The organism is Micromonospora sp. KC723, assembly GCF_004348595.1.
In the GTDB taxonomy this organism is placed as follows: domain Bacteria; phylum Actinomycetota; class Actinomycetes; order Mycobacteriales; family Micromonosporaceae; genus Micromonospora.
In genome coordinates this window covers 1-12,460 of the sequence record NZ_SMKD01000148.1, presented here as the reverse complement: position 1 = coordinate 12,460, position 12,460 = coordinate 1, and the positions used below count along the sequence as shown (strand labels likewise).

Annotated in this window: 9 protein-coding genes; 4 read left to right on the top strand and 5 right to left on the bottom strand. The window is 74.6% G+C overall.

What is annotated here, in order from left to right; translation table 11 throughout:
- Nucleotides 1–115: 115 nt before the first annotated feature.
- Nucleotides 116–1,402, bottom strand: coding sequence for an aspartate--tRNA(Asn) ligase (gene aspS / locus E1165_RS24320; RefSeq protein ID WP_132394067.1), 1,287 nt, complete (start codon nt 1,400–1,402; stop codon nt 116–118).
- Nucleotides 1,403–1,759: 357 nt separating this feature from the next.
- Here aspS and lipA point away from each other — a divergent pair, with 357 nt between their 5' ends.
- Both lipA and E1165_RS24310 read left to right on the top strand, forming a co-directional pair.
- The gene (gene lipA, locus E1165_RS24315; protein WP_165945316.1) at nt 1,760–2,806 is read left to right on the top strand and encodes a lipoyl synthase; all 1,047 of its coding nucleotides are present in this window, start codon (nt 1,760–1,762) and stop codon (nt 2,804–2,806) included.
- A gap of 51 nt (nt 2,807–2,857) precedes the next feature.
- Nucleotides 2,858–4,546: a hypothetical protein gene (locus E1165_RS24310; RefSeq protein ID WP_132394065.1), complete on the top strand. Its 1,689-nt coding sequence runs from the start codon at nt 2,858–2,860 to the stop codon at nt 4,544–4,546.
- Between the two features lie 27 nt (nt 4,547–4,573).
- Here E1165_RS24310 and E1165_RS24305 read toward each other — a convergent pair whose 3' ends face one another.
- Nucleotides 4,574–7,477 (bottom strand): helix-turn-helix transcriptional regulator, encoded by a 2,904-nt coding sequence (locus E1165_RS24305; RefSeq protein WP_243704970.1) that lies wholly within the window; start codon nt 7,475–7,477, stop codon nt 4,574–4,576.
- A 131-nt stretch (nt 7,478–7,608) separates the two neighbouring features.
- Nucleotides 7,609–7,776, bottom strand: a complete 168-nt coding sequence (locus E1165_RS29210; protein WP_165945315.1) for a hypothetical protein — start codon at nt 7,774–7,776, stop codon at nt 7,609–7,611.
- Between the two features lie 198 nt (nt 7,777–7,974).
- On the opposite strand from E1165_RS29210, the gene E1165_RS24300 reads away from it, so the two are divergent.
- The gene (locus tag E1165_RS24300) at nt 7,975–8,664 is read left to right on the top strand and encodes a DUF4191 domain-containing protein (RefSeq protein WP_132394064.1); all 690 of its coding nucleotides are present in this window, start codon (nt 7,975–7,977) and stop codon (nt 8,662–8,664) included.
- Between the two features lie 142 nt (nt 8,665–8,806).
- On the opposite strand, the gene E1165_RS24295 is transcribed toward E1165_RS24300, so the two are convergent.
- Complete coding sequence (locus E1165_RS24295) at nt 8,807–9,211, bottom strand: RDD family protein (protein WP_243704969.1); 405 nt, start codon at nt 9,209–9,211, stop codon at nt 8,807–8,809.
- 290 nt (nt 9,212–9,501) lie between these two features.
- Here E1165_RS24295 and glnA point away from each other — a divergent pair, with 290 nt between their 5' ends.
- Entirely contained in the window at nt 9,502–10,926 is a 1,425-nt protein-coding gene (gene glnA, locus E1165_RS24290; protein WP_132185560.1) for a type I glutamate--ammonia ligase, read from the top strand.
- Nucleotides 10,927–10,994: 68 nt separating this feature from the next.
- Here the strand turns inward: glnA and mptB are convergent, their stop codons facing one another.
- The gene (gene mptB, locus E1165_RS24285) at nt 10,995–12,446 is read right to left on the bottom strand and encodes a polyprenol phosphomannose-dependent alpha 1,6 mannosyltransferase MptB (protein ID WP_132394063.1); all 1,452 of its coding nucleotides are present in this window, start codon (nt 12,444–12,446) and stop codon (nt 10,995–10,997) included.
- Nucleotides 12,447–12,460 lie beyond the last annotated feature (14 nt).

Sequence of the window (12,460 nt, the reverse complement as noted above, 5' to 3'; positions counted from 1 at the left end):
ACCCTCCCCCCTCCCGGGTTGACTCCGTTGACTTGATCGTCAAAGGGGCAGGCGAGGGTCGGCCTGTCGCGGCCACCACAACCTCCTGATTGACTCGGATCGGGGTGGGAGGTGGTCATGGGGTGAGGCGGTGCAGGTCGCGGGGGAAGGCGGTGACCTCGCGGACGTTCGCCGCGCCGATGAGGCGAGCCACGAAGCGTTCCAGGCCGATGGCGAAGCCGCCGTGCGGCGGTATGCCGTGGCGGAACGCGTCGACGTAGCCGGCGTACGGCTCCAGCGGTTCGCCGCGCGCCGCCAGCGCCGCGACGTAGTCGTCGTACCGGTGCAGGCGCTGCCCGCCGGTGACCAGCTCCACACCACGGAAGAGCAGGTCGAATCCGTTCGAGTACGCCGGCCGGGCCGGATCCGGATGGGTGTAGAAAGGGCGCTTCGCCATCGGGTACCCGGTGACGAAGAGGAACTCCGAGCCGTGCTCGGCTCGGGCCCACTGCCCCAACGCCCGCTCGTGGGCGGGGGTCAGGTCCGGCTCGTCGGCGGGCGCCCCGGCGATCCTCAACGCCTCGGTAAAGTGCACGGCGGGGATCTCCGCCGGTAGCTCGGGCACCTCGACCCCCAGGGTGGCCAGCGCCGTATCCGCCCGGGACCGGACCTCGTCGAGCATGCCGGCCAGGCTGTCGCGCAGCACCACCATCACGTCCCGGTGGTCGGCGACGAACCCCAGTTCCACGTCGAGGGAGATGTACTGGGCCAAGTGCCGGACGGTGTCGTGCGGCTCGGCCCGGAACACCGGGCCGACCTCGTACACCCGCTCGAAGACGCCGACCATGAGCTGCTTGTAGAACTGCGGCGACTGGGCCAGGTACGCGGGCCGGCCGAACCAGTCCAGCGCGAACACGTTCGCCCCGCTCTCGGTGGACGAGGCGACCACCTTCGGGGTGTGGATCTCCACGAAGTCGCGGGCGTCGAGCGCGGCCCGGAAACCGGCCACCGCCGCCGCCGACACCCGCAGCGCCGCCGCCCGGGTCGGGTGCCGCAACGCGACCGGGGCGTGGTCGAGCTGGGTGGGCAGGGTCGCGGTGAGCGCCGGCCGGTACAGGTCGAACGGGGGCGGCACGGCGGGCGGGCCGAGCGGTCGTACCGTCGGGGCGGTCAGCTCGACCCCGGCGGGCGCGGTGGGGTTCGCGACCACCGTGCCGACCACCTCGACGACGGTCTCCTCCGGCAGCGCCGCGACGGCCGCGCGCACGGCGGCGTCGGTGACCACGACCTGGGCCAGGCCGGCAGCGTCCCGCACGATCAGGAACGCCACCGACTTGAGCAGCCGGCGGCGGTGTACCCAGCCGGCGATCCGAACGGTGCCACCGACCCGGGCGGGGAGTTGGGTGGAAAGGATGCGTTGCACGGCGATACCTCCTTGATCAATCGCAACGCGATCCCCAGGGAGGTGTGGGCGAGCGGGAACCTCGCGGTGCCACCACACCTTCGCCCCCGCACGCGGCGGGAGCCTCGTTCGTCGCCTGTTGACCGGGGCCAGCCGGGCGGGCTCTACTGGGCGCGGACGCCGTTCTTCCCGCGGCTCGGGAGGGTCTTCGCGCGCCGACGCCAGACCGCCTTCCAGCGACCGGCGGCTCTCTGCGCTGGCGGACCGGTGCGCTACTCGGCTCCGTCACAGCCTTGCCGGGCAGGCTAGCAGCCGACAGCCGGACGCGTGACCGAGTTGTCTCCCGCGGTCGGTGTCGCGTGTCACCCCATCTGTGGCGTGACGCCGGTCGCCCGCGGTTCATCGACCGCCACCGACCGGCGTAGGCTCGTTTTCGTGACGATCGAGCACTCCACGCCGACGACCGAGCAGGCCAGCCGCACCGCGACGGTGGCGCCCGAGGGACGGCGCCTGCTGCGCATCGAGGCCCGCAACGCCGAGACGCCGATCGAGCGCAAGCCGCCGTGGATCAAGGTCAAGGCCAAGATGGGCCCGGAGTACACCCAGCTGCGCGGGCTCGTCTCGCGCGAGGGGCTGCACACCGTCTGCCAGGAGGCCGGCTGCCCGAACATCTACGAGTGCTGGGAGGACCGCGAGGCCACCTTCCTCATCGGCGGCGACCAGTGCACCCGGCGCTGCGACTTCTGCCAGATCGACACCGGCAAGCCGGCCGAGTTCGACGCCGACGAGCCGCGTCGGGTCGCCGAGTCGGTCGCGTCGATGGGCCTGCGGTACGCCACCATCACCGGCGTCGCCCGCGACGACCTGCCCGACGGCGGCGCCTGGCTGTACGCCGAGACGGTCCGGCAGATCCACGCCCTGCGCTCCGGCTGCGGCGTCGAGCTGCTGATCCCCGACTTCAACGCGGTCCCCGCCCAGCTCGCCGAGGTGTTCGGTTCCCGGCCCGAGGTGCTGGCGCACAACGTCGAGACCGTGCCGCGCATCTTCAAGCGGATCCGGCCGGCGTTCCGCTACGAGCGCTCCCTCGACGTGATCCGGCAGGCCCGCGCCGACGGCCTGGTCACCAAGAGCAACCTGATCCTCGGCATGGGCGAGGAGCGGGCCGAGGTCTCCCAGGCGCTGCGCGACCTGCACGACGCCGGTTGCGAACTGATCACCATCACCCAGTACCTGCGCCCCTCCCCCCGCCACCACCCGGTGACCCGCTGGGTCAAGCCGGAGGAGTTCGTCGAGCTGCGCGAGGAGGCCGAGGAGATCGGCTTCGCGGGCGTGATGAGCGGTCCCCTGGTGCGCTCGTCGTACCGGGCCGGGCGGCTCTACCAGCAGGCGCTCGACGCCCGCGCGGAGGTCGTCCCCGCCGGCTGAGGCCGGCCTCGTCACCCGCCGTCCGCCAGCGCGGGGTGCGATGATCACAACATGACCACGGGGGTACGCCCGCAGCCGCGCGACGCGGCCCGCCGGCGTACACCCCGCTGGCCCCGTCCGGCACTCCTCGCCCTGCTGGTCGGGGCGGCCGGGGTGGCGTACCGTGCCGCCCTGCTGCTGGCCGACACGCCGCGCACCAACAGCGACGAGGCGACCATGGGACTCGCCGCGCTGCGCATCGCCCGGGGCGAGGACTTCCCGGTCTTCTTCTACGGCCAGGCGTACATGGGGACGCTGGAGGCGTACCTGGCCGCGCCGCTGGTCGCGCTGGCCGGCCCGTCCTGGCTGGCGCTTCGGCTGCCGCTGCTCGCCCTGTACGGCCTGTTCCTGTACCTGAGCTGGTCGCTGACCCGCCGTCTCGGCGGGGACCGCCGGTTCGCCCTGCTGGTGGTCGGGGTGCTCGCGTTCGGGTCGGACCGGATCGTCAAGAACCAGCTCATCGCCGGCGGCGGCTACCCGGAGCTGAATCCGATCGGCGTGGGGTTGGCCCTGCTCACCCTCGACCTCGCCGCCGGGCGACCGGACGGGCGGCGGTGGCGGTACGCCGGGTTCGGGTTCCTCGCCGGCCTGGCCGTGTGGGTGGATCCGCTGCTGCTGCCGTACGTGCTGGCGGTCGGCGCGGCGCTGCTCGGCGCGGCCGTGCGCGAGCGGGGCCCAGCCCGCGGCGAGCTGCGCGGACCGGCCGGGATGGCGCTGGTGGGTGGGGCGCTGCTCGGTGCCGCGCCACTGCTCGGGCACAGCCTCGCGCACGGCCGCAACCCGGTCACGGCGGTCCTCGCCGCCAGCGGTGCGGACGCGGCGGCGGGCTGGGCCGACCGGCTGCACGGCGGGCTGGTGCTCGGTCCGGCGCTGGGCCTGGGCTTCTGCGCGCCGGGCCACTGCGCGACCTGGCAGCTCTGGTGGTCGGTGGCGTTGCCGGTGCTGCTGACCCTGGCCGCCCTGTCCGCCTGGCGGGCGTTGCGAGGTTCCGCGTCGGCCACCGTCACCCGGGTACCTCCCGCTGCCGGCCCGGCCGGGGCGTCCGGCCGGCCGGCGCCGGAGCGGTGGGCCGGCGCGGCGGTGCGCCTGGCGCTGGTGGCGGGCGCGGTGGGGACGCTCGCGGCGTACACGGTCAGCAGCGCCGCCGGCCGCACCCCGGTGGAGAGTTCCCGCTACCTGTCCTGCCTCCTGGTCTCGGTCCCGGCCCTGCTCTGGCCGCTCTGGGCGGCGGTCCGCCGGCCCGCCCCGCCGCCGAACCGCCGGACGTGGCGCACCGGCACGGTCGCCGCGACACGGGTGGCGGCGCTCGGCGTCCTCGTCGCCGTGCTCACCGGCGCCGCCGTGGCGACCGCCGGCACCCTCACCACCGTGCCGGAGAACCGGACCGAGGCGCGGCGGCACGCCGCCATGATCAGCGCGTTGCGCGCGCACGGCGTCCGGCACGTCCACGGTGAGTACTGGACCTGCAACCGGCTCACCTTCGCCGCCCGAGAAGAGATCATCTGCGCGGTCGTCGACGACCGGTTGCGTCCCGGTTTCGACCGGCTGCCCGGCTACCGGCGGGCGGTCGCCCGGGCCGGCGGGGTGGCGTACGTGGCACCGGTCGGGTCGCCGCTGGCGGCCACCCTGGACCGGCAGCCGCCGCCCGGCGCGGCAACGCTCACCGTGGCCGGTTGGCGGATCTGGCTGCCGCCGCGCTGACGAAGCCGGTCACCTCGGGGCGGCCGGTCAGGCAGGCCGGCCGGTCACCTCGGGGCTGCCGGGGTCGAGCAGGCCGAGGCGGTGAGCCACGGCTGCGGCCTCGACGCGGTTGGCGACGCCGAGCTTCGCGATGATCCGGGAGACGTGCACGCTCGCCGTCTTCGGCGAGATGAACAACCGCTCGGCGATCCGGCTGTTGCTGTGCCCCTCGGCCACCAGCCGCAGCACCTCCCGCTCCCGGGCGGTGAGCAACCGCGTACCGGCCCCGGCACCCCGTAGCCCCACCCGCCGGGCCAGGATGGCGGCCTGCTCGCCCAGCGGGGTCGCGCCGAGCCGCCCGGCGATCACCACGACCTCCTCCACCGCCGCGGCGACCTCGTCGCGTTCCCCGGCCGACGCGGCCGCCTCGGCCAGCCCCAGCAGCGCCCGGCCCAGGGCGTACGGCTGGCCGTCGGCCCGCCACGCCCGCACTGCCTCCCGCCAGGCCGGCAACGCCCGGTCGCCGACCGCCAGCAGCGCCGTGACCTGGGCGGAGTGTGCCCGTTCGGCCGGATGGCGGGCGGGCAGCGCGGCGGCGACCCCGGCCACGGCGACGGCCAGTTCCCGGTCGGCGAAGCGGGCCGCGGTGCGGGCGGCGGCGCCGAGCACCGGCCAGCCCTCGCGGGGCAGGTGCGGCAACCGGTCGTCGGCGAGCGCGGCGCGGGCCGCCGCGGTGGCCTCGACCTTGTCGTCCGCGGCGAGCGCCGCCTCCACGCGCAGCTCGTGCAGGGGCAGCCGGTGGTTCGCCCACAGGTACGGCCGGGCCAGGAACCCCAGCGCCCGGCCGACCAGCTCGTCGGCGCGGGGGTGGGCGCGGGCCAGCCACAGCCCGGCGCGCAGCTGGAGCCAGTGCAGCCCGGACACGCCGGGCGGGTCGATCCGGGCCGCATCCGCGCAGGCCACGTCGGCCTCGTCCCAGCGGCCCAGCGCGAGCAGCGCCTCCGCGCGATTCGACAGCAGGTACGCCCCGGTGGAGCGGCTGATCCCGACCCGGCGGGCCTCGGCCACCCCGGCGGCGGCGGCCTCGGCCGACTCGGCGTACCGGCCCAGCTCGAAGAGCACGTCGGAGAGGTGGACCAGCGCGCTGACCAGCGCGGGGGCGTCGTCGGCGGCCCGGGCCAGGGTCTCCGCCCGGCGGAGCTCGGCCAGCCCGAGGTCGGGTCCCTTGTCGGCGCGGCAGAGCAGGGCGATCCGCGCGGGCAGCAGGGCGAGGTCCGTGCCGAGCGCCTCGGCGCGCGCGCGTACCTCGGCGGCGATCGTGGTGGCCAACTCCGGGTCGACCTTGATGAGGTGGGCGGCGATGTACGCGAGCAGTCGAGTCCGTTCCGGGCCGTCCGGCACGCCGGCCGCCAGCCGGTACGCCTCGCGCAGCTCGGCGCCGCCGTCGCTCTTGCCGAGCAGGGCCAGCAGCCGGCCCCGCCGGTCGAGCAGCCGGGCGGCACGCAACGGCTCGGCCTCGCGGTCCACCTCGGCCAGCGCGGCCCGGGTCAGGGTGACGGCGCGGCCGTAGTCACCGGCCGTGGTGGCCGCGTCGAGGGTCGCCTCCAGCACCGCCAGGTGGTCCATGCCGAGCCGGTCGGCGGCGTCGGGCACCAGCTCCCACAGCTCCAGCACCCGTTCCAGCAGCCGGCTCTGCTCCGCGTACGCGTACCGGTCGGCGGCGGCGCGGGCGGCTGCCCGGGCGGCGAGCAGGGCGCGCGGGTGGTCGTGGGCGGCGTACCAGTGGTGGGCGGTCTCGGCGGGAGCGCGGCCGGCGGCGACCAGGTGCGGGTTCGCCTCGATGGTGGCGGCGTACCGGGCGTGCAGCCGGGCGTGCTCGCCGGGCAGCAGCTCGTCGTGGACGGCCTCCCGGACCAGGGCGTGCCGGAACTCGTAGCCCCCTTCCTGGTCGGCGACCACCAGTTGGGCGGCGACGGCAGCACGCAGCGCGTCCTCCAGCTCGTGCTCGGGCAGGCCGGCGACCTCGGCGAGGAGCTGGTGGGCGAAGCGGGTGCCCCCGGCGGCGGCAATGCGCAGCACCCGCTGGGTGGCGTCGGGTAGCCGGTCGACCCGGGCGAGCAGCAGGTCGCGCAGGGTCTCCGGCAGGGTGGCGCAGCCGACCGGGCCACCGGCCGCGGCCAGCTCCTCGATGAAGAACGGGTTGCCCTGGGTGCGGGCCTGCACGTCGTCCACCGCGCGGGCGGCCGGTTCGGTCCCGAGCAGGTCGGCGAGGATCGCCGCGGTGCCGTCCCGGTCGAGACGGCCCAGCTCGATCCGTTCGACGCCGCGCGCCCGGTCCAGCTCGGCGAGGAACGGGCGCAGCGGGTGGCCCCGGTGCAGCTCGTCGGTGCGGTACGTGCAGACCAGCAGCACCCGGGCGGTGCGGGCGGCCCGGACGAGGAAGCCGATCAGGTCACGGGTGGAGCGGTCGGCCCAGTGCAGGTCCTCGATCACCAGCACCAGCGGCTGACTGGTGGCCAGCCGGTGGAACAGCTCCCCCACCAGGTCGAACAGGTAGCCCCGGGGGGCGTCGGAGAGCGGCGGAGCGGGCGGCGCGGCGACCACGGCGGAAGCCCGGGCCAGCTCCGGCAGCAGGCGGCCGAACTCCGGCTCGTACCCCTCGAAGACCGCCGGGCCGTCGCGGCGCAGCACCTCGCGCAGCGCCGCGGCGAACGGCGCGAAGGGCAGGCCGGCCTCGCCCAGTTCCAGGCACTGGCCGACGAGCAGCCGGCCCCCGTCGGAGGTGACCAGGGCCCCGAACTCGTCCAGCAGGCGGGTCTTGCCGACCCCGGCCTCACCGCCGACCAGCATGGTGCTGGGCTCGCCGGCCCGGGCGCGGGCGAAGGCGGCGCGCAGCGCCCCGAGTTCGTCCTGGCGGCCGACGAGGACGGTGCTGGCAGCGCGTAGGGTCACGGCTCCGAGGATGCCACGCGCGCCGGGGCCGTCCCCGCCCACCGGCCCGGCCGGGCCGGGGCCGCCGGCGGCCCCGGGTCCGAGGCCGGTCGCGGCGGCCTGGCCGGGGACGGCCGGTGCCGGTGCGGGCGTCACCGGCGGGCGGTGTCGGTACGGCCCGGGCGCGACCACCGTTCACGCCAGCGGCCGTGCCGGCGCGGCAGGGACCGGGCGCGGCGGGCCGCCTCGGCGTCGGCCCACAGCTCGGCGGCCTGGGAGCGGTGGAGGCTGAGGAGGAACTCTGCGTCGTTGCCGAACATGTCGGGCTCCTTCGGATCGTCGTTCGTCTGCTGATGTCGACTCTTCGCCCGAAGGTGCCCCCCTGGCATGGGTGCGCCGCCTGATCTTCGCCTTCCCGCCCCTCCTTACCGGCGACGGAAACAGCCGCTGAGGCGACGTAAGGTACTCAGCCGGCCTGCGGATCATCCGGGGATGCGGCGACCACTAGACTCGGCGGCATGGCGAAGCCCCAGGAGAAGGTCTCGTTCGGCCAGCGGCTGAAGCAGATCGGGATGGTGTTCAGGTTCACCGCGAAGCAGGACCGGTGGTTCGCGCCGCTGGTCGCCGCGGCGGTGCTGATCCCGCTCGCGCTCACCGTGGTCGCGGTGCTCCTCTGGGGTTGGCTCTGGCTGCCGCTGGGCATCCTGGTCACCCTGCTCGCCGTGCTGATCGTGCTCAACCTGCGGTCCAACGCGGCGATGATGAACGCCGCCGAGGGGCAGCCCGGGGCCGCCGCCCAGATCATGGAGAACATGCGCGGCGACTGGCGGGTCACCCCCGCCGTCAGCTCCACCACCCAGATGGACATGGTTCACCTGGTGATCGGCCGGCCGGGGGTGATCCTGCTCGCCGAGGGCAACCCGCAGCGGGTACGCGGCCTGCTCGGGCAGGAGAAGCGCCGGCTGGCCAAGGTGATCGGCAACGCCCCGCTGCACGACTACGTGATCGGCCAGGGCGAGGACGAGCTGCCGATCCGCAAGCTGCGGATGACGCTGATGCGGCTGCCGCGCGCCCTCAGCGGCAAGGACGTCAACTCGCTCGACAAGCGGCTCAAGGCGCTGACCGCCCGGCCGCAGATGCCCAAGGGCGCGATCCCGAAGAACATGCGGCCGCCGCGCGGCGCGTTCCGCCAGTCGCGAGGCCGCTGACCTCGACGCCGTACGCCGGCGAGCCGGGCCCGTTCGGGCCCGGCTCGTCGCGTTTGCGCGCCCGGCACGGGTCGACCGGCCGCCCGGCACGGGCGAGCCGACTGGGTGTCGGCGATCAGGCGGCCCCGGCGAGCGTCGGCGATCAGGCGGCGCGGGGGGCGTCGGCGATGACCGAACCGGTGAGGCGGTCGTGCAGGCCACGGCGGTGCCCGTCCATCAGCAGGGCGGGCACGACCAGGGCGAGCAGCAGGCCGCGCAGCAGGGCCCGGCCCAGGCCGACGCGGCCCCCGTCAACCCAGGACAGGCAGCGGATCCTGGTGATCCACATCCCGGGGGTCTGGGCGAAGAGCCCGAGGAAGAAGCCGTACTCGGCAACCAGCACCAGCACCGGGGCCCAGCCGTCCCGAAGGGGGTCGGCGAAGAAGTTCGACACCATCAGGCAGAGCACCCAGTCGATCACCAGCGCGCCGAAGCGGCGCCCGAGGCTGGGCGGGGTGAAGGACGGATCCGTGGCGGGTGGCGCCGGAACGGCGGCGGGGTTGCTCACAGCGATCAAGGGTAACCAGCGGCTGTCGGTCACCGGCGGTCACCGAGGGGCGTCGGTCAGCCGTCCCGGGCCTGGACCGTCACGGATCGGAAACGGGCTATTTGCGTCAAGAGGCGTTACACTGCCCCAACCGGTATCGTCCGAACGGTGGCCCGGTGGCGACTGAGCGGCTCAAATGACGCCTCGCCAGCGACGTAACACGGCGGAAACAGAGGAGACACGGCCGGGCAACCGCGCGGTCATACCGTCGCCAGAGCCCAGCCACCGGAGTGGACGTGCCAGGAGGACGTGTGTTTGCCAATCCCGAGGAACTCCTGCGGTACCTCAAGAACGAGGACGTAAAGTTCGTCGACGTACGTTTTTGTGACCTGCCCGGCGTGATGCAGCACTTCAACCTGCCGGTGGAGTCCTTCGACGACAGCGTCTTCACCGACGGCCTCGCGTTCGACGGCTCGTCGATCCGCGGTTTCCAGGCGATCCACGAGTCGGACATGCTCCTGCTCCCGGACGTCGCCACCGCGTTCGTCGACCCGTTCCGGGCGCAGAAGACCCTCGCGCTGAACTTCTTCATCCACGACCCGTTCACCCGCGAGGCGTACTCCCGGGACCCGCGCAACGTGGCGAAGAAGGCCGAGGCGTACCTGGCGGCGAGCGGCATCGCCGACACCGCCTACTTCGGCGCCGAGGCCGAGTTCTACATCTTCGACTCGATCCGGCACGAGACCTCCGCCCACCAGTCGTTCTACTACATCGACTCGATCGAGGGCGCGTGGACCTCCGGCCGCGAGGAGGCCGGCGGCAACCGCGGCTACAAGACCGCGTACAAGGGCGGCTACTTCCCGGTGCCGCCGGTGGACCACTACGCCGACCTGCGCGACTCGATCGTGCGTCGCCTGGTCGACGGCGGTTTCACGGTGGAGCGCTCGCACCACGAGGTCGGCACCGCCGGCCAGTCGGAGATCAACTACAAGTTCTCCACCCTGCTGCACTCCGCCGACCAGCTCCAGCTCTTCAAGTACATCGTGAAGAACGAGGTCTGGGCCAACGGCAAGACCGCCACCTTCATGCCGAAGCCGCTCTTCGGCGACAACGGCTCCGGCATGCACACCCACCAGAGCCTGTGGCTGAACGGCGAGCCGCTGTTCTACGACGAGACCGGCTACGCCGGCCTGTCGGACACCGCCCGCTGGTACATCGGCGGCCTGCTGCACCACGCGCCGTCGCTGCTGGCCTTCACCAACCCGACGGTCAACTCGTACCGTCGGCTGGTGCCGGGCTTCGAGGCGCCGGTCAACCTGGTCTACTCGCAGCGTAACCGCTCCGCCTGCACCCGCATCCCGGTCACCGGCAGCAACCCGAAGGCCAAGCGGGTCGAGTTCCGGGTGCCGGACCCGTCCAGCAACCCGTACCTCGCCTTCTCGGCGATGATGATGGCCGGCCTGGACGGCATCAAGAACAAGATCGAGCCGCCGGCGCCGATCGACAAGGACCTGTACGACCTGCCGCCGGAGGAGTGGGGCGACGTCAAGCAGGTGCCGGGCTCGCTGCCGGAGGTGCTCGACGCGCTCGAGGCCGACCACGACTACCTGCTCGACGGCGGCGTCTTCACGCCGGACCTGATCTCCACCTGGGTCAGCTGGAAGCGGGCCAACGAGGTCGACCCGGTGCGTCTGCGCCCGACCCCGCACGAGTTCGCGATGTACTTCGACTGCTGAGCGGTCGTCGAGGCACGTTCCACCGGCCGGGCCGGCTCCGCGTACGTGGAGCCGGCCCGGCCGCTTGTTCAGGAACGCCGCCGTCGTACCGCCAGCACGACCAGGGCCACCACCAGCGCCGTCATCGCGATCGCGCCGGGCGCCTTGGTGTACCGGGCCAGCGAGGTGCCGTCGGGCAGGGTCAGGAAGACCACGACGGCGCAGGGCAGCGTGAACCAGCCGGTCCGGGTCGCCGAGACGGCGAGGAGCAGCAGCGGCCCGGTCGCGTACCAGGGGTGGAAGACGGGGGCGAGGGCCACCGTGGCCGCCAGCGCGCCCCCCGCGCCGAGCAGCGCCGCCCGGGGGCGGGCCACGGCGAACCGCCGGACCCGCTGGCGGGCGTCGTTGAGCCGGCGCAGCGCCGACCAGGCCCGCCACCAGAACACCGCCAGCAGCGTCGCCAGCAGCACCAGTCCCACCACCCGCGCCGCCGGCACCGCACCCGGCTCCCGCCCGGCCAGCGCGCCGAGATAGTCGACGACGAAGCCGACCGCCGTCGGCGGCGAGGTCCACTGCTGCGAGTCGCCGCTGTGGGCCAACCCGCCGACCCAGCCCAGACCCAGGCCGGACACGGCGGAGGCGGTCGCGAGCGCGGCCAGCACCCCACCGGCCACCCAGCCACCGTCGCGCAGCAACGCCCGGACGGTGTACCGGCCGCGCACCGCGACCAGCGCGGCGAAGGGCAGCACCACGACCGCCGTCGCCTTCACCGCCACCGCCAGGCCGAGCAGCACCCCGGCGGCCAGCAGCGGCCGCGCCCCGCCGGACGCGCGGACCAGCACCAGCAGGCCGAGCAGGAGCAGGCCGAGCATCACCGCGTCGTTGTGCGCGCCGGCGACCAGGTGCACCCCGACCAGCGGACTGGCCAGCCCGAGCCAGACCGCCCGGCGGGTGGGCACCCCGCACGCCCGGGCCAGCCCCGGCAGGCAGAGCGCGGCCAGCAGCACCCCGGCCAGGGCGAGCAACCGGAACAGGGCGACCGTGCCGGCCAGGCCCCCGCCGAGGGTGACGGCCAGCGCGGCGAGCAGCAGGAACAACGGCCCGTACGGGGCAGGGGTGTCCCGCCACAGCGGGGCGACCGAGTCGACCCACGGGCAGCCGGCCGCCGCCACCCCGACCGCGTACGGGTCGTGCCCGGCGGCGTACGCCCAGCCCTGGCAGGCGTACGAGTAGACGTCGCGGCTGCCCAGCGGCGGCGCGACCACCAGCGGCACCAGCCACAGCCCGGCCGTACGGTACGCCCACCGGCTCGACGGCGCTCCCCGGCGCAGCGCCCACCAGGCGCCGACCATCAGCGCGGTGCCGAACAACCAGCAGCCGAGCGCCGCCGGCCCGTACGGCATCCGCCACGGCTGGTGCGGTGGGAGGGTCGGCAGCGCGCCGCCGAGCCACCCGGCCACGGTGACCAGCGCCGCGCCTGCCAGCCCGGTCCAGCGGGCGGCCCGGGCGCGGTCGTCGGGGGGCGGGCCGGGCTCGGTCACCGGCGGACCTCTCC

Coding starts and splice junctions, on each gene's coding strand:
- E1165_RS24310 (WP_132394065.1), top strand. CDS start 2,858: ATGACCACGGGGGTACGCCCGCAGCCGCGCGACGCGGCCCGCCGGCGT.
- E1165_RS29210 (WP_165945315.1), bottom strand. CDS start 7,776: ATGTTCGGCAACGACGCAGAGTTCCTCCTCAGCCTCCACCGCTCCCAG.
- E1165_RS24300 (WP_132394064.1), top strand. CDS start 7,975: ATGGCGAAGCCCCAGGAGAAGGTCTCGTTCGGCCAGCGGCTGAAGCAG.